We start from the raw sequence: 20,205 nt of genomic DNA, 5'->3' as shown, positions 1-20,205 counted from the left end.
CGCTCACACCTCCCGGCCGGCGGTGGCGGACCTGGTCGACGGGGCCGACGTGAAGCCCCGCTCGGCAGCGTAACGCTCAAGCAGCTTGCGCAGGTTCCGGCGACCGCGGTGCAACCGGGACATCACGGTGCCAATCGGCGTACCCATGATGTCGGCGACCTCCTTGTAGGAGAACCCCTCGACGTCCGTGAGGTAGACGGCGAGCCGGAACTCCTCCGGAAGCTGCTGCAACGCCTCCTTGACGTCGCTGTCCGGCAGCCGGTCCAGCGCCTCGGTCTCGGCCGAGCGCAGGCCGCTGGAGGTGTGCGACTCGGCCTCGGCGAGCTGCCAGTCGGTGATCTCCTCGGTCGGGGCCTGCACCGGCTGCCGCTGCCGACGACGGTAGGAGTTGATGTAGGTGTTGGTCAGGATGCGGTAGAGCCAGGCCTTGAGGTTCGTGCCCTCTTCGAACTGGTGAAACGCGGCGAACGCCTTCAGGAAGGTCTCCTGCACCAGATCCTCGGCGTCGGCCGGGTTCCGGGTCATCCGTAGGCCCGCCGCGTACAACTGGTCGACGAAGGGCAGCGCGTCACGCTCGAACCGGGCTCGACGCTCGTCCGTACGCTCGTCCGTTTTCTCCGGTCGTGTCAACCGCGCGCCCCCCTCGCCTCGATACCGGGTCGGCGCCACGGCCGGTACCGCCGCCGCGACCCGAGTCGGCTGTCCCGCCGAGGATACGCGGAAACCACGGCCGGGCGATTCGGTTCGCGGGGCACCGGGGTACGCCGGAGCTCTGTCGCCAGGAGACCGGAAGACCGGCCCGGCCCGTCTCCGGTCGGGACGCCGCGTCTCGCGGCCGTACTCCAGGCTCCGCGTCTCGGTCGACACCGGTTCAACCCCCTCGCGCTCGGGTGCTTCCGCCGGGTAGCAACACAACCGACCGGTGGCGCATTCCGGGAGCTGCCCGTCCCTGGCCCCCGCCGTGGCGCATCCGGCCGGACTTGCCACCGCTGGGACCAGGAAGGGCCTGGGAGGATGAAACCGGGCGCCGTCACGGGCTCGGCGAGCCCGCCCGGTGTCCGGCATCATGTGGAGCAACGACCGCCCCGAGACCGGGAAACGGCCGACGCGCCGGGGTCAGCTCGCCCAGCCCCGCTCGCGCAGCCACCGCAGCACCACCTCGGCCGTGCCCCGGGGATCACGCCGTAGGTCGTGCCCCTCGCCGGGCCGGACCTCGACCCGGATCCCCGGGCCGGCCTCCGGTACGCCGAACGGGTCACGGTCGCCGTTCACCACCAGGGTCGACAGCCCCGTCACCAGCTCCGCCGCCCGGGATCGCTCCGGCTTCCCCGGCGGGTGCAGCGGAAACGCCAGGGCGACGATCCCGACGGCGCCGCAGGCGCGGGCGGTACGGCAGGCGACCCGGGCCCCACTGGACCGGCCGCCGACGAGCAGGGTCGGCCGGGGCGACCAGCGGCGCAGCACCGCCGTCACGACCGCCGTCCAGGCCTCGTCGAGGTGGCCGGCCGGGGCGGGCGCACGTCGCCCGGCCACCCGGTACGGCTGGGTCACCCGGACCACTCCGACCCCGGCGGCGACCGCCGCGTCCCGGAGCGCGAGCAGATCCGGCGCGTCTACCCCGCCGCCCGCCCCGTGCCCGAGCACCAGCAGCGTCGCGGGACGAGGGCACGGCAGGTCGTACGCGACGCGGGCCGGTCCCCGCGGGGTGTCGATCTCGTCACTGCGGCGCACCGCGCCACTGTATGGCAGGTCACCGGAGGTCGCGTGCGGTGCCTCGACGCGGGAACAGCGCCGGCGGGCTCGCGGTCGCGGGCCGGTCCCGTGCGGCGCGACGACCCGTCCGACGGCCGCCGACGGCCGGAGCCGTCGGCGGCCGTACGCGAATCCGGCGGTGCGGGCCGGCGACGGCCGGCCGCGCGGGGTCCCGGCGGCGCTCCGGCCCCGGCGTCAGCGACGGCCGGAGCCGACCGGCGCGAGGGTCAGCAGCCGGTCTCGGACCGGCGGACCGGCGTCGCCGGCCGCGGACGGGTCGGCCTCGACCTGGTCCCGCCAGGCGACCAGCATCGCCCGGCGCTCACGCGGCGTGGTGGCCCCCCAGACGCCGTGGCAGTCACCCACCTCCAGAGCCCACGCCAGGCACGGCCCCTGCACGTCGCAGGTGCGGCACAGCGCCACCGCAGAGTCGGCCGGCTCGCTCGGCGCCGGAAAGAACGTCTCCGGGTCTACGCTTTGACATACCCCCCTGGTCCGCCAGGCGTCGTCGAGGCGCCGCTCGTTGAGGGCCCGAATCAGCCTCGGGTCTCGTCGTGCCGCGGCAACCTCGTGCGGGCGTGGCATGCGCGCCCGTGTCATTCACCCACCTCCCCCGTGGGACCGACGAAGATCGGTGGACGTCGCTCACCCCATGCGAGCTGACATCCACTGCCGGCGCTGTGTTCTATCGCACTCTCACGATGGGTGACAAGGGTTAGCCGCAAAGGTTTAAGAAACTCCGTACGACTTTCCACCTCGAAGGGTGTCAAATCGGTGCACGCGAATGCGTGGTTCGCCGCTCAGAACAATGTCGATACCGCGGGCTCTTCCGGCAACGCGCGCAGCGGCGGGGCGGGAACGGCGGCGACCAGGTCGGGGCCGTTGTTCCGTACGTCGCCGACCGCCTTTCCGACCGGTCGAATCTCCAGTCCCGCCAACCATTCCGGGGGTGGCGGGGCGAGGAGCGCGTCCGGCTCGCCATCGCCGGCCAGCCAGTCGGCCCAGCGGTCGGAAGGCAGCAGCAGCGGCATCCGGTCGTGCACCGCAGCGAGGTCGCCGAGCGCGGCCGTGGTGACGATGCTGCAGGTCAATAGCGGGGTATCGGCGCCCTTCCAGACCGACCAAAGCCCGGCGAAGGCGAGCACCGAGCCGTCCCGGGGGGTCATGAAATACGGCTGCCGGGAACCGCCCCGACGCACCCACTCGTACCAGCCATCGGCCGGGACGAGGCAGCGACGCCGGGCGAACGAGGAGGCGTACGCCCGCGTCGTGGCGACCGTCTCGGCCCGGGCATTGATCATGCGTGCGCCGACCCGGGCGTCCTTCGCCCAGGGCGGAAGCAGTCCCCACCGGGCGACCGAGAGCACGGAACCGCCGGTCGCCTCGGAGATCCGGACGATCGGCACCGGATCGGTGGGTGCGACGTTGTAGTCGGGACGGAGCTGGTCACCGGTGTCGTCGTACGCCTCGAACAGCGCGCCGAGGTCGGCCGCGCTCCGGGTCGTCGCGTACCTGCCACACATGACCACACGCTAGCGCCTCGGCGGCGGTTCGGCCGCCCCGCCGCGGCCCGCCCCTTGGGCAGGCGGAGCAGCCGAGCCGGCGGCCCACCGTCCCGGCAGGCGGGACCCATCGAGCCGGCGGCCGGCAAGAGCGGGGCCCGGGGCAGACTGGAGCGGTGGCGAACGTGACCGCAACCCATCCGCGCCGTCCCTGGGCCGCGCCGGCCGCATCCGACCCGGTCGAGGCGACCCTGCGGCTGCCCGGAAGCAAGTCGTTGACCGCTCGGGCCCTGGTGCTCAGCGCGGTCGCCGACGCTCCCGGCACGCTGCGCCACCCGCTCCGGGCCCGCGACACCGAGTTGATGGCCGGCGGGTTGCGGGCGATGGGCGCGCAGGTCTCCATTGTGGACAACGAGCGGTGGCTGGTCCGACCGGACACGCTCCGCGGCCCCGCCCACGTCGACGTCGGGCTTTCCGGGACGGTCATGCGGTTCGTACCGCCGGTCGCCGGGCTGGCCGAGGGGACGGTCACCTTCGACGGCGACCCGCAGGCGCGGGTCCGGCCCCTGGGCCCGCTGGTCGAGGCGCTCCGCTCGCTCGGCGTCCGGATCGACGCGGCGGCCGGCGGCGGGCTGCCGCTCACCGTCCGGGGAACCGGACGGGTGACCGGCGGCGAGGTCACCATCGACGCCTCGGCCTCCAGCCAGTTCGTCTCCGGGCTACTGCTGAGCGCGGCACGGTTCGAGCGTGGGGTCGTGGTCCGCCACGAGGGGCCACCCGTCCCCTCCGCGCCGCACCTACGGATGACCGTACAGATGCTCCGGGCCGCCGGAGCCGTGGTCGACGACAGTGTCCCGGACGTGTGGGTCGTGGAGCCGGGCCGCCTCGCCGGACGGGAGTGGGAGATCGAACCGGATCTCTCCGGCGCGGTGCCGTTCTTCGCCGCCGCGCTGGTCACCGGCGGCAGCGTCACCCTGCCTGACTGGCCGCGCGACAGCCTACAGCCGGTCGACACGCTGCGATCGCTGCTGGAGCGGATGGGCGGCAAGGTGACGATCGGCCCGGACGGCCTCACGGTCCGTGGCACGGGGGTGCTGCACGGGCTCGACGCCGATCTCTCCGAGGTCAGCGAACTCACCCCGGTGCTGGCCGCCCTCGCCGCGCTCGCCGACTCGCCGTCCCGGCTCTTCGGGGTGGCGCACATCCGCGGCCACGAGACCGACCGGCTGGCCGCGCTCGCCCGGGAGCTGACCGCCGTCGGAGCCGAGGTCACCGAGGCACCCGACGGGCTGGAGATCCGGCCGCGGCCGCTGCGCGGCGGCACCTTCGGGACGTACGCGGACCACCGGATGGCGCACGCCGCCGCGGTGATCGGGCTGGCGGTACCGGGGATCACGGTGGACGACGTGGCGTGTACCTCCAAGACCATGCCCGAGTTCCCGGCACTATGGTCAACGATGGTGAGCGGCGGCAGCGGGCACCGGTAGCCGGGACCCTCCCGGTCTGTCCCGTCCCGCCGCCGGCCGACGAGGGCGCGAGACGAGACAGGGGACCGCACTGGCGGGCAGACGACGCGAGTACGACGAGGACGACGTACGGGTCAGACCCGGTCGTTCGTCGCGTCCGCGTACCCGCACCCGGCCACGGCACGCCGATGCGGTCGAGGGTTTCGTGGTCGCGGTGGACCGGGGTCGCTACACCTGCGTGACCGCGGACGACCCGACGACTGACGACGTGGCGACGGTGACCGCGATGCGGGCCCGCGAGTTGGGCCGCCGATCGGTGGTGGTCGGCGACCGGGTGGCCCTGGTCGGGGACACCTCCGGGGCGCCCGGGACGCTCGCCCGGATCGTCCGGATCGCCGACCGGAGTTCGGTGCTGCGGCGGACCGCCGACGACGACGAGACGACCCCCGAGGGGCGGCTGGAACGGGTCGTCGTCGCCAACGCCGACCAACTGGTGATCGTCAGCGCGCTCGCCGACCCACCGCCCCGGACCGGCTTCATCGACCGCTGCCTGGTCGCCGCGTACGACGCCGACATCGAGCCGCTGCTCTGCCTGACCAAGGCCGACCTGGCGTCGCCGGACGGGGTGCTCGACTACTACGCCGAGCTGGACCTGCCCTCCGTCCTCGTCGGGCCCACCACCGACCTCGGCGAACTGCGCCGGCTGCTCAGCGGACGGATCTCGGTGCTGGTCGGCCACTCCGGGGTGGGAAAGTCGACCCTGGTCAACCGCCTGGTCCCGGCGGCGGCGCGGGCGGTCGGCGCGGTCAGTGCGATCGGCCGCGGCCGGCACACCTCGACCAGCGCGGTCGCGCTGCGCCTGCCACCGGTGCCCGGCACCCGGGACCACCCCGGTTGGATCATCGACACGCCCGGGGTCCGCAGTTTCGGCCTGGCCCACGTCTCGGCGTCGAGCCTCCTGCACGGCTTCCCGGACCTGGTGGAGGGGACCGTGGACTGCCCGCCGAACTGTGAGCACACCCCGGACGAGACCGACTGTGCCCTGGACGCCTGGGTGGTGGCCGGCAACGCGGACCCGCGACGACTGGCGTCGTACCGTCGACTGCTCGCCTCGCGGGCCGGCGAGATCGAGTAGGCGATCCGCCCGGGGCGCCGCGCGACGACCGGCCGGCCCGGATCGAGTAGGTTTCCCAGCATGGCCCGGTACGCGGACGACCTCGCTCTGGCGCACATGCTCGCCGACACCGCCGACTCCATCTCGATGGCCCGGTTCCGAGCCCTCGATTTGCACGTCGAGTCGAAACCGGATCTGACCCCGGTCACCGACGCCGACACCGCCGTGGAACGGGCCATCCGGGCGACCCTGGCCCGGACCCGTCCCCGGGACGGCGTACTCGGCGAGGAGTTCGGCGCCTCCGCCCCGGCAGCCGGCCCCGGCAGCCGACAGTGGGTGATCGACCCGATCGACGGCACGAAGAACTTCGTCCGCGGCGTGCCGATCTGGGGCACCCTGATCGCCCTGATGGAGGGCGACCAGCCGGTCGTCGGGCTGGTCTCCGCCCCCGCCCTCGGGCGGCGCTGGTGGGCGGCGACCGGACACGGCGCCTTCGCCGGCCGGCACCAGGCGGCGGCGACCCCGATCCGGGTCTCCGGGGTGGCGCGGCTCGCCGACGCCAGCTTCTGCTACTCGTCGCTGAACGGCTGGGAGGAGTCCGGCCGGCTCGACGCGATGCTCGACATCATCCGGACCAGCTGGCGGAACCGGGCGTACGGCGATTTCTACGGCTACATGCTGGTGGCCGAGGGCGCGGTCGACGCCATGGTCGAGCCGGAGCTGTCGCTGTGGGACCTCGCCGCCCTGATCCCGATCGTCACCGAGGCCGGCGGCACCTTCACCGACCTGACCGGACGTCCGGGGCCGGCGGGCCGCAGCGCGGTGGCCAGCAACGGCAAGCTGCACCGGGACCTCCTCGACCGGCTCGGCTGACCTGCACCGCCGGCCGGACCGAAAACTCCCCGACCGAGCCGCCCGGCCGGACGGGTGGTGAGCGGAGTCACCCTCTATCCTCGCCAGGTGTCCACCGGCTGGTGCTTCCTCGCGGCCATGATCGCCGCCTACGGCCTTGCCAACCTTCTCCAGTCGGTGGCGGCGACCCGCACCACCCCCCACCACCGATTCGACCCGGCGCTGCTGGTACGCCTGGCCGGGCACCGCACGTACCTGCTCGGGCTGGGCTGCCAGGCCCTCGGCTTCGTCCTGGCCTTCCTGGCCCGGCGTGACCTGCCACTCTTCCTGGTCCAGGCGAGCGTGGCGGCCGGGCTCGGGGTCACCGCCCTGCTCGGGGTGCTGGTGCTCAAGTGGCGCCTGCCCACCGCCGAGGTACTGCTGCTCGTCCTCCTCCTCACCGGGATCACCGCGCTGGTGGTGGCCGCCCGGCCGGCGCCGTCACGCCAGCTCGGCCCTGCCGCGGTGGCAGGGCTGGTCGTCGCGCTCGGCGTGATCGGCGGGCTCGGCGTCCTCGCGGTACGGCTCCACGGCGCACCCGGTTCGGTGGCGCTCGGCTCCCTGGCCGGGCTGGCGTTCTCGGCCGCCGCGGTGGCCGCCCGACCGCTCGCCTCGGTGCACACGGTCGACGCCTTCCTCACCCATCCGCTGCTCTACCTGCTGGCGGCCCACTCGGTCGTCGGCCAACTGCTACTCGGGCTCGCCATGCAGCGCGGCTCCACCACCGCCGCGGTGGCCGCGATGGACGCGGCCGGGGCGGTCCCCGCCGCGATCGTGGGACTGCTGCTGCTCGGCGACCGGATCTGGCCGGGCCGGGAGTGGCTGGCCACCGCCGGCTTCCTGATCACGCTGGTCGCGGTGCTGGGCCTGACCCGGTACGCCGAACCGCAACACCAGCATCGCCCCGGCCGGGCCGGGAAGGCGGATGCCGTGTTCGTCGCCCTCGGCCGGCAGCGCGCACCCTCGTGACGGTCCGCGTCCCCGGGCACCCCGGCCCGCCCGAGCCCCGACACCTGCGGCGCGGGTTGGTCCCGGCGTCCGGTCCGCTACTGGCTCGTCGCGGGCTGGCGTCGGCGGACCACCCGCTCGTAGAGCCGCTCCAGGGCGCCGACCGTACGGTCCCAGGTGTAGCTGCACCGAGCCCGGTCCACGGCCGCGTGCCCGTACGCGAACCGCTCGGCGTCGGCGGCGAGCAGCCGACGCAGGGTGATGCCCAGCCCGCGTACGTCGCCCGGCTGCACCAGCCGCCCCGTCACCTCGTCGACCACGGTGTCCGCGATGCCGCCCAGGGCGTAGCCGACGACCGGCACCCCGCAGGCCATGGCCTCCAGCGGCACCCGGCCCGTGCAGGCGTACCGGGGGGTGCAGGCCACCACGTCGGCGGACCGGTACCAGGCGGGCATCTCGTCGTGCGGCACCGGGCCGATCAGCCGGATCTGGTCGGCGACCCCGAGCTGCGCGGCGACCTCACGCAGCCGGCGGGCCTCGGCGTGGCTGTCGAGGTCGCCGCCGGGCGGGCCGCCGACGATGACCAGCTCGGCGTCCCCGACCAGCCGCATCGCCTGGACCAGGTCCTCCTGACCGTGCCCCGGGTTCAACCCGCCGGCCGCGAGGATCCGCGGCCGCTCGTCCCGGGGCGCCGTCTCGCCCTCCGGGGTGAAGAGCTCGGTGTCGACGCCGGTCGGCACCACGACCACGGAGGCCCGTTGCAGGCCCATCCGGGTCAGCTCGTCGACCTCGTCGCTGTGCTGGGCCACGGCCAGGTCCACCGCCCGGGTCAGCGCGAGTTCCAGCGGTATCCGCTGCTCGGGTCCGGCGTACGCGGCGCCGAGGTGGCGCAGCTGTTCGACGCCGAGGGAGTGGAACGTCTGCACCACCGGGATGAGCGTCTCCCGGACCGCACTGGCCGCCGCGAGGCCGCCGATCCAGAAGTGGCCGTGCACCACGTCCGGCGTCCACTCCGCCGCCCACCGCTCGGTCAGCCACCGGCCGAGTTCGGGCACGTGCGGTACCAGTTCGCCGGTCGAGGTGCGCCGCAACGGACCCACGGGAACCCGTTCCACCCGGTAACCGGCGATGTCGCTCGTTGGCGGCAGCTCGGGGTCGTCGAGCCGCTCGTAGACCCGTACCTCGTGCCCCCGGCCGGCCAGCTCGGCGGCGACCCGGGCGACATGCTGGTGTGTGCCGGCGTACCGGTTACGGACCTCCTGCGGCGGGCCGGCGTGTGCGCAGACGAGGCCGACGCGCATGGTCACCTCCAGCAAAGGGCTACGGGCAACGGCCGTTCGATCAGAGGCTCCCATTAACCGGGCCGGACCGAGCGGAAACTTGGCAAGTCCGGCGGGCGGTGGAGGGCCGGACGGCAGGCCCGCCCGACGTCCCCGGTCTGACCCGCTCGGACCAGGCGGGAACCGGTCCCGCCCGGCCGGGCACCGCCGAACCGCCCGAGACCCGGCCGGGCACGGCCGAACCGCCCGAGACCGGCCGTCTCGGGCGAGACAGCCGGGGCCGGTTGCCCCAGTCGGCACCAGGCCGCCCAGCCGGTGCCGGGCCGGACAGGCGGCGCCGGACCGGGACGGCGGCGGGCGAGTCGGACGGCGACTCCGCGGCACACGACAGGTTGCCGGGCCGGGACCGGACTCCGCGGGCCGGGACGGTCATGACCGGTGACACGGGCCGGAAACCCGGGCCGAGCCGCCCGCTCGCGGCGCGGGCGGGTTATCCCGTGCCGCACCGGGTAGTGATCTGTCATGCGCGACAACGAGTTTCCGACTCCGGTGTCCGACCCCGAGGCGGAGGGCCTTCCCGGCACCGCCGACGACGACTCGACGGCCGGTAACGACGTACTGACCGGCCGCGAGGCCGACGGTCCCGACCCGGCGCAGCTGCCGGCCGACCGGCCGCTCGCCGTGGACCGGTTCGGCAGTACGGCGGAGGAACAGCTCGACGGCGAGTCCCTGGACTACAAGATCGCGCGGGAGCAGCCCGAACCGTCGATCGACGACCCCCTGGCCGGACCGGTCGACCCCGCCATCGCGGCCGAGGCGGACAGCGAGGAGGCCGCGGCCCAGGCACAGTTCGACGCGGACGTGATCGATGACGGCCCCGCCTCCGACCCCCGCTCCCCGGTCTCGGTGTACGACCACGGCAGGCTCGGCGACAATCCGGGCGGCGGGCCCGTCGGCCGGCTGGTCGAGCCGGACCAGGGAGCGCGCGACGACGACGAGACCGACTCGATCGCCTACGACGCGGGTGCGTCCGGCGGCGGGGCGAGTGCCGAGGAACTCGCGATCAACGAGACCGACTCCCCGCCGTCGTCCACCGCGCTGTGACCGCCGGACGGTCGGTCGCCGGGTGGCCGGCGCCGGTCACCGTCCCGGCCACCCTCCACGGGTGTGGGTCGCCGACACCGGGCCGGCCGGACGATCCCCCTTCGCGCGGCGTCCGGCGCGCGGCCCCGACCACCGGCGCCGCGCCACCCGGGACCCGGTCAGCCGTCGATGCCGTGTTCGATGGCGTACCGGGTGAGTTCCACCCGGTTGTGCATCTGGAGCTTGCCCAGCGTGTTCTGGACGTGGTTCTGCACCGTCCGGTGCGAGATCCCGAGCCGGGCGGCGATCTGCTTGTAGGACATCCCCTTGGCGACCAGCCGCAGCACCTCGGTCTCCCGCTCCGTCAACCGGGGCGGGTTCCCGTCGTCCGTCGGTCGGGGCGTCACCGCGAGCCGTCGGTACTCGCCGAGCACCAGCCCGGCCAGGTTGGGGGTGAAGACGGCCTCCCCCGCGGCGGTGCGGCGGACCGCCTCCAGGAACTCCGCCGGCGACGCCGACTTGACCAGGTATCCGGTCGCGCCCGCCTTCACCGCGTCCAGCACGCTCTGCTGCTCCCCACTGGCGGAGAGCATGAGGACCCGGGCATCCGGCACCTCGGCCAGCAGGCCACGGATCACCTCCACCCCGGAGATGTCGGGCAGTTGGAGGTCGAGGACGACGACGTCGGGCCGGGTGGCCCGGGCGATCCGGATCGCCTGGCGCCCCTCCCCCGTGGTGGCCACAACGAGATGCCCGGCCTCGGTCAGGTCGCGCGCGACTCCCTCCCTCCACATCGGATGGTCGTCGACGACCATCACCCGGATCGGCGGCTCGTCGGTCACCGGCCGAGCGTAATCCCCGCACCACGGTCGACGCGGCCCCGGTGATCGGGCTCAGCCCGGTCGCCCACGCGGCACCCGCAGCTCGACCTCGGTCCCCTCTCCCGGCGCCGAGCTGATCCGCACCGTACCGCCCAGGTCCGCGATCCGCCCCTGGATCGACCGGGCGACGCCGAGCCGCCCCTCCCGGGCCGCCTCGGCGAGCCGGCCCGCCGGAATGCCCGGCCCGTCGTCCCGAACCGAGACGGTGACCTCGGCGGCGTCGTCCTCGACCAGCACCCAGCCCCGACCGCCGCCGTGCCGGGCGACGTTGTCGAGCGCGGCGCCAACCGCGGCGGCCACCTCCCGGGCCACGTCGGCCGGCACCGGTACCGGTGTCGCCGGGGTGGCGAGCGAGACCGTCGGGGAGGCGTAGCGGCCGAGCACGGTCCGCAGGTCGACCTCCCGCCGCTCCAGGCCGACCGGCGGGCCGGTCGTGATCAGCGCACGCAACGCCGCCTCCTGTTCGCCGGCGAGCCGGGCCAGCTCGCCGGCCTCACCGTCCAGGTGGGCGCCGCGCCGCCGGACCAGGGCCAGGACCTGAAGGACGGAGTCGTGGATGTCCCGGGCGAGGCGCTCCCGCTCCCGCGTCGCGGCCTCCAGCTCGACCGCCTGCTGGAGCCGTTCCTCGGCGATCACGGCGAGCCGGGCGACGTGCCCGACCGCGATCCCGGCGAGCAGCATCAGCGCGGCGCCGGTCAGCGACGCCTGGGTCAGCCGTTCCCGCACCGCCACATCCGTGGCGCCGAGAACCAGGGCCGCCGCCACCCCGCGCCGGCGACCGCCGGAGACCGCCCAGGCCAACACCGGGGCGGCCAGCCAGGCGACGCTCGGCGGCGGGATGCCGGCGTTCAGCGCCGGCCGACCGACGACCCGCAGGGCGGCGAGGAGTACGGCCAGCGCGACCGCGAGGTCGGTGAGCAGCAGCGGCCACCGGCGCCGGGCCGGGTCGGCGTACGCCCACCCGGTGACGACGGTCCAGCCGGCCATGAACAGCAGCAGTACCCCGCCGGCGACCGGGTGCGCGTACTCGCCCAGGTTGCGGATGGCGAGCACCGCGACGTACGCGAGGGCGGCGAACCGGTAGACGGCGATCGAGCGCCACAGCGGCGCCTGCAGGTTGTCCAGCGGCGCACGCCGCTCGCGCGGGTCGTCCGGGTCCGGCACGCTCCGACGATCCCACAGCCTTCCCGGCTCGCGGGAACCCGGCACGGCCGGCCCGGCGTCCCGGCCCCGCAACTCGGCACCGGTGCGGGTCAGGACGCCCTGACGTAATGTGAAAGATCCCGGAAAGGACGTGACGAGCCGCGGCGAGAAGGTTGATGAACGACACAGGTTCTTTTCCATCCGTCGCCGCCGTCCACGCCTCCGTCCTGCTCCTCGCCCGGGCCTTCGCCCACGGCGAGGTCACCAGGCTCCGGCACGCCGTCGCCGACTGCGCGGCGGCGGCGGGGCTCACCGGCGCGCGCCTCGACGACTACGTCCTCGCGGTCAACGAGCTGATCACGAACGCGGTCCGGCACGGCGGCGGGCAGGGCAGGCTGCGGCTGTGGTGTGCCGACCAGCTCCTGCACTGTGCGGTCTCCGACACCGGTGGCGGAATCGCCACCGACCGGCTCGACACGCGGCAGCGACCAGACCCGGACGCGTGCGGGGGTTGGGGCCTCTGGCTGGCCCGGCAGCTCACCGACGAGATGGTGGTGGAGAGCGGACCGGGCGGCACCACGGTACGGGTCAGCGCGCGCCTCGGCCCGCCACCGGGCGAGGGCGACGACGCCGGAACCGTTCGGGAGTCCGTCGCCGGCACGGGGTGACGGGCACGGCAGGTGACGCGCGCCACGCCGCCGGGTACGGTGCTGCGAATGACCGATCAGTACGTCGCCGCGATCGATCAGGGCACCACCTCGTCCCGGTGCATCGTCTTCGACGCCACCGGCACCGTCGTCACCATCGCCCAGCGGGAGCACCGGCAGATCTTCCCGCGCCCCGGCTGGGTCGAGCACGATGCCGAGGAGATCTGGACCAACGTCGAACAGGTGGTCCGGGAGGCACTCGCCGCCGTGTCGATCGGGCCGGACCGCCTGGCCGCGATCGGCATCACCAACCAGCGGGAGACCACGGTGGTCTGGGACCGGGCCACCGGCGCCCCGGTGCACCACGCCATCGTCTGGCAGGACACCCGAACCGGGCCGCTGCTGCGTCACCTGGACGCCGAGTACGGTGAGCAGCGCGTCCGGGAGCGTACCGGGCTGCCGCTGGCGACGTACTTCGCCGGACCGAAGCTGCGCTGGCTGCTGGACAACGTCGACGGCCTGCGGGCCCGGGCCGAGCGCGGGGAGGTCCTGTTCGGCACGATGGACAGCTGGCTGATCTGGAAGCTGACCGGCCGGCACGTCACCGACGTGACGAACGCCAGTCGGACGCTGCTGATGGACCTGCGCACCCTGGACTGGGATCCGGAGCTCCTCGACGCGCTCGGCGTGCCTCGGGCGATGTTGCCGGAGATCCGCTCCTCGGCCGAGGTCTACGGCACCGCCACCGGGGTGCTGGCCGGGGTGCCGGTGGCGAGTGCCCTCGGCGACCAGCAGGCCGCGCTCTTCGGACAGACCTGCTTCCACCCCGGCGAGGCGAAGTGCACGTACGGCACCGGGAGCTTCCTGCTGCTCAACACCGGTGAGTCGCCGGTCGTCTCCCGACACGGCCTGCTCACCACCGTCGGCTACCGGATCGGGGACCAGCCGGCGACGTACGCCCTGGAGGGGGCGATCGCGGTCACCGGCTCGTTGGTGCAGTGGCTGCGGGACAACCTGGGGCTGATCTCCTCCGCGCCGGAGGTGGAGGAGCTGGCCCGGACCGTCGAGGACAACGGCGGCTGCTACATCGTGCCGGCGTTCTCCGGACTCTTCGCTCCGCACTGGCGCGCCGACGCCCGGGGGGTGATCGCCGGCCTGACCGGGTACGTCACGAAGGGGCACCTGGCCCGGGCCGTGCTGGAGGCGACGGCCTGGCAGACCCGGGAGGTGGTGGACGCGATGACCGCCGACTCGGACGTGGCGCTCCGCCGGCTCCGGGTCGACGGCGGGATGACCGCCAACGCGCTGCTGATGCAGTTCCTCGCCGACGTGCTCGACGTACCGGTGGTGCGCCCCGCGGTCAGCGAGACCACCTGCCTCGGCGCGGCGTACGCCGCCGGTCTCGCGGTCGGCTTCTGGCCGGACCTGGAGACGCTGCGCGCCCAGTGGCGCCAGGAGGCCGCATGGGAGCCGGCGATGGACCCGGCGCACCGGGACCGCGAGCTGCGCAACTGGCGCAAGGCCGTGCAGCGCACCCTGGACTGGGTGGAGGAGGGCGAGTAACGAGCCCTCGGTCGACCGAACGACCACGGGCGGGACACCATCGCGCGGACGAGTCGTCACGAGGGTGTCCGGACCCAGCCGGCCGCGTCGTCGGCCGGTTGGGTCCTCACCGCACGGTGGGGGGGTTGCGGAGTCGGGGAGTCTCGCCGGCCGCGCTTCGCCCGGGCGACCGTACGGCGGGCGTCCCGCCAGGCGATCAGGGCGGTGCGTAGCCGTGGCGAGGTGACGGGCTCACCTCGCCGTCTGGCGGCGAGGTGGTTGATCAGCCAGGCCGGGGCGTGCGCCTGCCCGATGGCTTGCGTCTTGGTGAGGAGCTCGCCGTTGTCGAGTGCGTGGCGACTCCGGGCCATGGAGGTAAGGCCGAGGTCAGCGAGGGTGGGGTCCAGCCAGAGCCACGGGCGGCGAGCGGCCCAGGCCCAGTAGCCGGTCAGTTCGGCGCGGGCCGCCGCGCGGATGTCGTCCGCCGAGACTTCGGGGAAGACGTCGCGCGGCGAGCGCCCAAAGATCTGGTATCCGTGTCGTACCAGCTCTGCCCGCGTGATCCCGGAGAGGATGCGGTGCACGAGTTGGCCGTGTGTCCGCGTCGGATGCCGCAGCTCGATGCGGGTGATGGTCGTGCTGTCGACGTAGACGCAGCCGAGCTTGAAACCCGCGCCGATCCCGTTGTCGAGGCGACGATGGATGGCGACGAGCGCGGCCTGCCGATCGGCGTCAACCGGTCCGTCGACCAGCGCAACCAGGTCGAGGTCGCTGATGCGGGGTATGTAGTCGCCGGTGGCCAATGACCCGTCCACCATCAGGTCGCTGACCCACCCGAGCCCCCTCAGTTGTTCGTCAAGCGCTCGAACAACGGCGGGTGACGTCGCCATGATGGCGAGTATATTGACCCGCTTCGGTCGGTCGACCCGATGCTGACCCGGCGGGAGGTGCAGACTTCACCGCGGGCGGAGGGACGGAGTCCGTGGGTTGCCGATGGCGTACCGGTTGGATGGCGCTCCGGTCCACTAGCCTGACCCGCCGTGACCATCTTCGAAAAGATCTCTCGCTGGCGGAGGGCGTTCTTCGTCTGGGTCGGACTTCCCGTCATCGCCGCCATCGGGTTCTCCTTCGGCATGTTCGACCTGGTCCCGGCGTGGCAGGCGAAGGCCGGCAAGGGCACCGAGGGCACCTTCACCGCCGTCCGGGAGGACTGCGGTGGGCGTAGCTGCACCTGGTACGGCGATTTCGTGGCCGCCGACGGCGGGAAGCGGCGGACCGACGTCATCCTCTACGACGAACCCGACGGCATGGTGGTGGGCCAGCAGGTGGCGGCGCGGGACACCGGCGCCCGCAACGGTGTCTTCGCCGCCGACGGCGGATATACCTGGTTGATCATCACCGGACTCGTGGTGGGCGGCCTGGTCGCGGCGGTGGCGTGGGTCCTCATCCTGATCCGGGCGATTCGCCGCCGACGCGCCCCCGCCCCCACCGCCTGAGCGCCACTGGCCCAGGACGGTACCAACGGACCACTCGACACCGTGCCGGGCGCGCCCCGGAACCTACCCACCCGCGGAGTGTCGCCGTCCCCGGCGACCGGGTACCGGGCGGCGGACGGCCCACGGGACCGCCGCCGGACGGGCCGGGAGCGGCGACGCGGACGCCGCCCTCCCGGTCCGTCCGCCCGGGACGGGGTCCGGCTCACTCCCAGCTCTGCACGACCGGCTGCCGGATGGTGACGTTGACCCGGTTGAAGAAGTTGGTCATGGCGATCCAGAGCACCAGCGCCGCGAGTTCCTTCTCGTTGTAGTGCTTGGCCGCGTCCGCCCAGATCTCGTCGGAGACCGCCTCCGGACGGTCGGCGATCCGGGTGACCGCCTCCGCGAGGGCGAGAGCCGCCCGCTCGGCGTCGGTGAAGTACGGCGTCTCCCGCCACGCCGCCACCGCGAAGAGTCGCTCGTCGGTCTCACCGTTGCGCTTCGCCTGGCGGGCACCGAAGTCCACGCACGCACCGCAGCCGTTGATCTGGCTGGCTCGGAGGTGCACCAGCTCCAGCGTCCGGGTGGGAACCCCGGCGGAGTGCGTCGCCTTGTGGATCAGGTTGATCGCCTTGGTGGTGTCGGGGAAGAGCTTGGCCGGGTTCTCGATCCGTGCCTGCATGGTGGTCTCCTTTGCGATCCTTGGCCGGTGTGGGTGTCACATCGGCACGTCATGGTTCGTCACGTTGTCGACGGCCCCGGGCCAACAAATGTGACGAATGTGGCGACAGTCACAAAACTGCCCCCACAATGGACGGAGATCATGACTGTGAGCAGCGACGACCTGCTGGCCGAGCGCTTCGAGCGGTGCCGCCCCCGGCTGCGGGCGGTGGCCTACCGGATGCTCGGCTCGCGGACCGAGGCCGACGACGCCGTACAGGAAGCCTGGCTGCGGCTGACCCGAACGGACCACGGCGAGCTCGACAACCTCGACGCCTGGCTCACCACGGTCGTCGGGCGCATCTGCCTGGACATGCTGCGGTCCCGGGACCACCGTCGGGAGGAGCCGATCGACGACCGGCCGAGCGAGCCCGCCGCCAGCGGCGACGGGGCTGACCCCGAGCAGGAGGCGCTGCTCGCGGACTCGGTCGGCCTGGCGCTGCTCGTCGTCCTGGACACCCTGACCCCGGCCGAGCGGCTCGCGTTCGTGCTCCACGACATGTTCGCGATCTCCTTCGACGAGATCGCGCCGATCGTCGGACGCAGCCCGGCCGCGACCCGGCAGCTCGCCAGCCGAGCCCGCCGCCGGGTCCAGGGCGCCGCGGCGACGCCGGACGTCGACGTCGCGCGACAGCGCGAAATCGTCGACGCCTTCCTCGCCGCCTCACGCGGCGGCGAGTTCGACACCCTGCTCACCCTGCTCGACCCGGATGTCGTCCTACGCGCCGACGCGGTGTTGGCCCGGCACGAGGGCACCTCCGCGCTACGGGGATCGCGCGCGGTCGCCGCGTACTTCTCCGGTCGGGCCCAGACCGCCGCACCGGCCGTCATCGACGGCGCCGCCGGTGCCGTGGTCCGGACGCCCGCCGGGAAGATCTGGCTCGCCGTCAGCTTCAGCATCGCCAACGGCCGGATCATCGCGATCGAGGCGGTCGCCGACCCGGACCAGCTCCGGGAACTCGAGATACAGGTCGCGAGCGCCTGACCGGCGCGGCAGGCGAGCCCTGGTGGCGCCGGCCACCCCGCCCGGACACGAGCGGTGGCCGGCGCCACCGGCGGTGGCCGGTGCTACCAGCGGCGGCCGGTGAGGCGCTCGTAGACCTCGACGTACCGCTCCCGGGTCGCCTCGACAGCCTCGGGCGGCATCTCGGGAGCCGGTCCGGTCCGGTCCCAGCCGGTACTGACCGCCCAGTCCCGGACGTACTGCTTGCTCAACGCGTACTGCGGGCGGCCGGGCTGGTAGTCCGCCGCCCACCAGAACCGGGACGAGTCTGAGGTGAGGACCTCGTCGCCGAGGACCAGGGTGCCGTCCGGCGCCCAGCCCAGCTCCAGCTTGGTATCGGCGACCAGGATCCCCCGGTCGGCGGCGATCTCGGCGCCGCGCCGGTAGACGGCCAGGGTGATCTCGCGCAGCCGCTCCGCGGTCTCGGCGCCGACCTTCGCCACCACGTCGGCGAAGGTCATCGCCGTGTCGTGCTGCCCCGTCGGCGCCTTCGTCGTCGGGGTGAAGATCGGTTCGGGAAGTTTCGAGGACTCCACCAGCCCGGGGGGCAACGGGATGCCACAGACCGCGCCGGTCTTCTCGTACTCGGCCAGGCCGGACCCGGTCAGATAGCCCCGCACGATGCACTCGACCGGAACCATCTCCAGCCGACGTACCCGGATCGCCCGCCCGGCGAACTCGGGCGGTACGTCGGTGGCCGAGATGACGTGGTGGGGCACGAGGTCGGCGAGCTGTTCGAACCACCAGAGCGAGAGGGCGGTGAGCAGCTTGCCCTTGTCCGGGATCGGGGTCGGCAGCACCACGTCGTAGACCGAGACCCGGTCCGAGGCGACCAGGATCAGGTCGTCGCCGTCGGCGTACACGTCCCTGACCTTGCCGGAATGCAGCAGTTCCACCCGGCCAGTACATCACGCGGCGGCACCGGTGCCGGGCCGCCCCCGGCCCACCCCGGTCACCCGCCCTCGGGTACGCCGCCAGCGATCCCGACCGGATGACCGTTGACACCCGGCGACAGGGGCTGTGTAAATGATCCCCGGTGTCAATGATCCGGTTGTCGTCCCACTGACCGGTGTCGTCAGGAGCTGCCGTGCCTCTCCCCCGTCCCACCCAGACCGGCCGGACCCCGTGGCGTCTCGGTGCCGCCCTGCTCGCCATCGCGATCACGCTGAGCGGCTGCACGCGAGGGGACACCGCGATACCACAGGAGCGGATCGAGCTCTCCGTCTTCTGGTGGGGTGGGGAGCAGCGGGCAGCCCTGACCAAGCAGGCCCTGGAGCTCTACAGCCAGCGGTATCCGACCGTGACCTTCAAGTTCACCTGGCAGGGCAACGCCGGCTACTACGACCGGCTCTCCACCGAGGCCGCCGCCGGGAACGCCCCGGACATCTTCCAGATCGACGACAACTACCTCACCGAGTACGCCCAGCGGGAGATCCTGCTCGACCTGACCGACTACGTCCGGGCCGGCAGGCTCGACCTGCGCAAGCTTCCGAGCGGTCTCGCCCAGTCCAGCCAGGTCGGCGGCCGGATCGTCGCCGCGGCGGGAGCGGCGAACACGCCCGGGCTGATCTACAACAAGAGCCTGCTCGACCGGCTCGATCTGCCGGAGCCGTGGATCGGGATGTCGTACCCGGAGTACCTGGCGTGGGCGAAACGGGTGACCGAGCGCACCGGCGGCAAGGTGGCGGGCACGATGGACCCGTCCGGCGACTACAAGGCGCTGTGGCTCTGGCTGCGCTCACAGCAGAAGGAGCTGTACAAGGGCCGGCAGATCGGGTTCACCGAGGACGACCTCACCCGGTGGTTCGAGATGTGGCGTGACGCCCGGCGCGGCGGCGCCACCCCGCCGGCCCGGGTCATCCACCGCGCGAACAGCGGCGACGTCACCCAACAGCTGGTTGCCACCGGCGAGGCGGCGGCCTCGTTCGCCTGGTCGAATCAGCTGCCCGAGTTGCAGAAGCTGACGAAGGACAAGCTCCGGGTGGTGAGTTATCCCGGCGCACCGGAAGCCCAGTGGGCGCGGGCGTCGATCTACTGGGCCGGCTTCCGCGGTACCCGGCACCCGGACAGGGTGGTGCACGTCATCGACTTCCTGGTCAACGACGTCCAGGCCGGAACCATCCTCGGCACCGAGCGGGGCCTGAGCGCCAACCTCGACGTCCGCCAGGTGGTGCAGGAATCCCTGACCGACGAGAGCATGAAACTCACCGCCGCCTTCGAGGCCGGGATGGCCGAGCGGTTCGGGCCGGCCCCGGTGCCGCCGCCCCGGGGGCACGCCACGGTCAAGACCCTGCTCCTGCAGGCGGCGGAGAACGTTCAGTTCGGACGCGCCACTCCCCGGGAGGCCGCCGCCGCCTTCATCAGCCAGGCGAACGCCACCCTGACGAGCTGACCCCCGACGGGCTCACGCCGAGCGGTCCGACGGTACTCCGGGCGGGCTCAGCGCCGCCCGGACCGGCGGCTGCGCATGACGTACACGAGCACGACGACGATCACCGCGAGCACGATCAGGCAGCACGCGCAGGTGAAGGGGCTGAACCGGACGCCGGAGCGCCGGCGGGCCGCCTCCAGCACGACCCCACCTGCGGGGGTCGCGGCCCAGGCCGCCGCGGGAACGAACACCGCCAGGGCCGTCGCGCCGAGCAACCCGGTCAACCGGACCCACCAGCTCCTGAAAATCTCCATGCCCCCATCCTCGGCGCTCGGGGCAAATCACGTCGGCAACGCGGCGGAGAACGGCGAGGTCCGCGGCGCGGCC

General features: G+C 73.4%; 21 protein-coding genes. 10 read left to right on the top strand and 11 right to left on the bottom strand.

Going from position 1 to position 20,205, the window contains the following annotated elements; translation table 11 throughout:
* Positions 1 to 3: 3 nt before the first annotated feature.
* From EF879_RS11670 to EF879_RS11655, 4 genes are all read right to left on the bottom strand, one after another.
* The gene (locus tag EF879_RS11670; protein WP_370375480.1) at positions 4 to 867 is read right to left on the bottom strand and encodes a sigma-70 family RNA polymerase sigma factor; all 864 of its coding nucleotides are present in this window, start codon (positions 865 to 867) and stop codon (positions 4 to 6) included.
* A 249-nt stretch (positions 868 to 1,116) separates the two neighbouring features.
* Positions 1,117 to 1,731: an alpha/beta family hydrolase gene (locus EF879_RS11665; RefSeq protein ID WP_123557735.1), complete on the bottom strand. Its 615-nt coding sequence runs from the start codon at positions 1,729 to 1,731 to the stop codon at positions 1,117 to 1,119.
* A gap of 216 nt (positions 1,732 to 1,947) precedes the next feature.
* Positions 1,948 to 2,352 (bottom strand): WhiB family transcriptional regulator, encoded by a 405-nt coding sequence (locus EF879_RS11660; protein ID WP_123557733.1) that lies wholly within the window; start codon positions 2,350 to 2,352, stop codon positions 1,948 to 1,950.
* 200 nt (positions 2,353 to 2,552) lie between these two features.
* Positions 2,553 to 3,275, bottom strand: a complete 723-nt coding sequence (locus EF879_RS11655; RefSeq protein WP_123557731.1) for an SOS response-associated peptidase — start codon at positions 3,273 to 3,275, stop codon at positions 2,553 to 2,555.
* A gap of 155 nt (positions 3,276 to 3,430) precedes the next feature.
* Here EF879_RS11655 and aroA point away from each other — a divergent pair, with 155 nt between their 5' ends.
* The 4 genes from aroA to EF879_RS11635 all read left to right on the top strand — a co-directional run bounded on the left by aroA (position 3,431) and on the right by EF879_RS11635 (position 7,694).
* A complete protein-coding gene (gene aroA / locus EF879_RS11650) occupies positions 3,431 to 4,741 on the top strand; it encodes a 3-phosphoshikimate 1-carboxyvinyltransferase (RefSeq protein WP_123557730.1) in 1,311 nt (436 codons plus the stop codon).
* A gap of 184 nt (positions 4,742 to 4,925) precedes the next feature.
* The gene (gene rsgA, locus EF879_RS11645; RefSeq protein WP_233604385.1) at positions 4,926 to 5,855 is read left to right on the top strand and encodes a ribosome small subunit-dependent GTPase A; all 930 of its coding nucleotides are present in this window, start codon (positions 4,926 to 4,928) and stop codon (positions 5,853 to 5,855) included.
* A 60-nt stretch (positions 5,856 to 5,915) separates the two neighbouring features.
* Positions 5,916 to 6,707: a histidinol-phosphatase gene (gene hisN, locus EF879_RS11640; protein WP_123557726.1), complete on the top strand. Its 792-nt coding sequence runs from the start codon at positions 5,916 to 5,918 to the stop codon at positions 6,705 to 6,707.
* A 117-nt stretch (positions 6,708 to 6,824) separates the two neighbouring features.
* The gene (locus EF879_RS11635) at positions 6,825 to 7,694 is read left to right on the top strand and encodes a hypothetical protein (protein WP_123558384.1); all 870 of its coding nucleotides are present in this window, start codon (positions 6,825 to 6,827) and stop codon (positions 7,692 to 7,694) included.
* Positions 7,695 to 7,771: 77 nt separating this feature from the next.
* Here the strand turns inward: EF879_RS11635 and EF879_RS11630 are convergent, their stop codons facing one another.
* Complete coding sequence (locus tag EF879_RS11630; RefSeq protein WP_123558382.1) at positions 7,772 to 8,974, bottom strand: glycosyltransferase; 1,203 nt, start codon at positions 8,972 to 8,974, stop codon at positions 7,772 to 7,774.
* 501 nt (positions 8,975 to 9,475) lie between these two features.
* Here EF879_RS11630 and EF879_RS11625 point away from each other — a divergent pair.
* A complete protein-coding gene (locus EF879_RS11625) occupies positions 9,476 to 10,057 on the top strand; it encodes a DUF5709 domain-containing protein (protein ID WP_123557724.1) in 582 nt (193 codons plus the stop codon).
* 158 nt (positions 10,058 to 10,215) lie between these two features.
* Here the strand turns inward: EF879_RS11625 and EF879_RS11620 are convergent, their stop codons facing one another.
* Both EF879_RS11620 and macS read right to left on the bottom strand, forming a co-directional pair.
* Entirely contained in the window at positions 10,216 to 10,851 is a 636-nt protein-coding gene (locus EF879_RS11620) for a response regulator transcription factor (protein ID WP_123558380.1), read from the bottom strand.
* A gap of 78 nt (positions 10,852 to 10,929) precedes the next feature.
* Positions 10,930 to 12,081 (bottom strand): MacS family sensor histidine kinase, encoded by a 1,152-nt coding sequence (gene macS, locus EF879_RS11615; protein ID WP_233604384.1) that lies wholly within the window; start codon positions 12,079 to 12,081, stop codon positions 10,930 to 10,932.
* Positions 12,082 to 12,233: 152 nt separating this feature from the next.
* Between macS and EF879_RS11610 the strand changes: the two genes are divergently transcribed.
* Together EF879_RS11610 and glpK are read left to right on the top strand one after the other, a co-directional pair.
* Positions 12,234 to 12,728: an ATP-binding protein gene (locus EF879_RS11610; protein WP_370375479.1), complete on the top strand. Its 495-nt coding sequence runs from the start codon at positions 12,234 to 12,236 to the stop codon at positions 12,726 to 12,728.
* A gap of 48 nt (positions 12,729 to 12,776) precedes the next feature.
* Positions 12,777 to 14,270, top strand: coding sequence for a glycerol kinase GlpK (gene glpK / locus EF879_RS11605; RefSeq protein ID WP_123557719.1), 1,494 nt, complete (start codon positions 12,777 to 12,779; stop codon positions 14,268 to 14,270).
* A 56-nt stretch (positions 14,271 to 14,326) separates the two neighbouring features.
* Here glpK and EF879_RS11600 read toward each other — a convergent pair whose 3' ends face one another.
* A complete protein-coding gene (locus EF879_RS11600) occupies positions 14,327 to 15,139 on the bottom strand; it encodes a hypothetical protein (RefSeq protein WP_233604383.1) in 813 nt (270 codons plus the stop codon).
* A gap of 150 nt (positions 15,140 to 15,289) precedes the next feature.
* Here EF879_RS11600 and EF879_RS11595 point away from each other — a divergent pair, with 150 nt between their 5' ends.
* The gene (locus tag EF879_RS11595) at positions 15,290 to 15,745 is read left to right on the top strand and encodes a hypothetical protein (protein ID WP_123557717.1); all 456 of its coding nucleotides are present in this window, start codon (positions 15,290 to 15,292) and stop codon (positions 15,743 to 15,745) included.
* Between the two features lie 202 nt (positions 15,746 to 15,947).
* On the opposite strand, the gene EF879_RS11590 is transcribed toward EF879_RS11595, so the two are convergent.
* Positions 15,948 to 16,406, bottom strand: a complete 459-nt coding sequence (locus EF879_RS11590; protein ID WP_123557715.1) for a carboxymuconolactone decarboxylase family protein — start codon at positions 16,404 to 16,406, stop codon at positions 15,948 to 15,950.
* Positions 16,407 to 16,547: 141 nt separating this feature from the next.
* Here EF879_RS11590 and EF879_RS11585 point away from each other — a divergent pair, with 141 nt between their 5' ends.
* Positions 16,548 to 17,429, top strand: a complete 882-nt coding sequence (locus tag EF879_RS11585; RefSeq protein ID WP_123557713.1) for a sigma-70 family RNA polymerase sigma factor — start codon at positions 16,548 to 16,550, stop codon at positions 17,427 to 17,429.
* Positions 17,430 to 17,512: 83 nt separating this feature from the next.
* Here the strand turns inward: EF879_RS11585 and EF879_RS11580 are convergent, their stop codons facing one another.
* Positions 17,513 to 18,343 (bottom strand): phosphoribosylaminoimidazolesuccinocarboxamide synthase, encoded by an 831-nt coding sequence (locus EF879_RS11580; RefSeq protein ID WP_123557711.1) that lies wholly within the window; start codon positions 18,341 to 18,343, stop codon positions 17,513 to 17,515.
* Between the two features lie 191 nt (positions 18,344 to 18,534).
* On the opposite strand from EF879_RS11580, the gene EF879_RS11575 reads away from it, so the two are divergent.
* A complete protein-coding gene (locus EF879_RS11575; protein WP_123557709.1) occupies positions 18,535 to 19,839 on the top strand; it encodes an ABC transporter substrate-binding protein in 1,305 nt (434 codons plus the stop codon).
* A 47-nt stretch (positions 19,840 to 19,886) separates the two neighbouring features.
* Here the strand turns inward: EF879_RS11575 and EF879_RS11570 are convergent, their stop codons facing one another.
* Complete coding sequence (locus tag EF879_RS11570) at positions 19,887 to 20,132, bottom strand: hypothetical protein (RefSeq protein WP_123557707.1); 246 nt, start codon at positions 20,130 to 20,132, stop codon at positions 19,887 to 19,889.
* Positions 20,133 to 20,205 lie beyond the last annotated feature (73 nt).

It is taken from the genome of Micromonospora sp. HM5-17 (genome assembly GCF_003762835.1).
In the GTDB taxonomy this organism is placed as follows: Bacteria; Actinomycetota; Actinomycetes; order Mycobacteriales; family Micromonosporaceae; genus Plantactinospora.
The sequence above is the reverse complement of the archived record's forward strand: the minus strand, read 5'-3'. Positions and strand labels throughout refer to the sequence as shown.

Excerpts from the sequence above, each read along its gene's own strand:
- EF879_RS11660 (WP_123557733.1), bottom strand. The coding sequence starts at position 2,352 with ATGACACGGGCGCGCATGCCACGCCCGCACGAGGTTGCCGCGGCACGA.
- EF879_RS11620 (WP_123558380.1), bottom strand. The coding sequence starts at position 10,851 with ATGGTCGTCGACGACCATCCGATGTGGAGGGAGGGAGTCGCGCGCGAC.
- EF879_RS11635 (WP_123558384.1), top strand. The coding sequence starts at position 6,825 with ATGATCGCCGCCTACGGCCTTGCCAACCTTCTCCAGTCGGTGGCGGCG.
- EF879_RS11625 (WP_123557724.1), top strand. The coding sequence starts at position 9,476 with ATGCGCGACAACGAGTTTCCGACTCCGGTGTCCGACCCCGAGGCGGAG.
- EF879_RS11630 (WP_123558382.1), bottom strand. The coding sequence starts at position 8,974 with ATGCGCGTCGGCCTCGTCTGCGCACACGCCGGCCCGCCGCAGGAGGTC.
- EF879_RS11590 (WP_123557715.1), bottom strand. The coding sequence starts at position 16,406 with ATGCAGGCACGGATCGAGAACCCGGCCAAGCTCTTCCCCGACACCACC.
- hisN (WP_123557726.1), top strand. The coding sequence starts at position 5,916 with ATGGCCCGGTACGCGGACGACCTCGCTCTGGCGCACATGCTCGCCGAC.
- EF879_RS11585 (WP_123557713.1), top strand. The coding sequence starts at position 16,548 with ATGACTGTGAGCAGCGACGACCTGCTGGCCGAGCGCTTCGAGCGGTGC.
- EF879_RS11600 (WP_233604383.1), bottom strand. The coding sequence starts at position 15,139 with ATGGCGACGTCACCCGCCGTTGTTCGAGCGCTTGACGAACAACTGAGG.
- glpK (WP_123557719.1), top strand. The coding sequence starts at position 12,777 with ATGACCGATCAGTACGTCGCCGCGATCGATCAGGGCACCACCTCGTCC.
- EF879_RS11570 (WP_123557707.1), bottom strand. The coding sequence starts at position 20,132 with ATGGAGATTTTCAGGAGCTGGTGGGTCCGGTTGACCGGGTTGCTCGGC.
- EF879_RS11655 (WP_123557731.1), bottom strand. The coding sequence starts at position 3,275 with ATGTGTGGCAGGTACGCGACGACCCGGAGCGCGGCCGACCTCGGCGCG.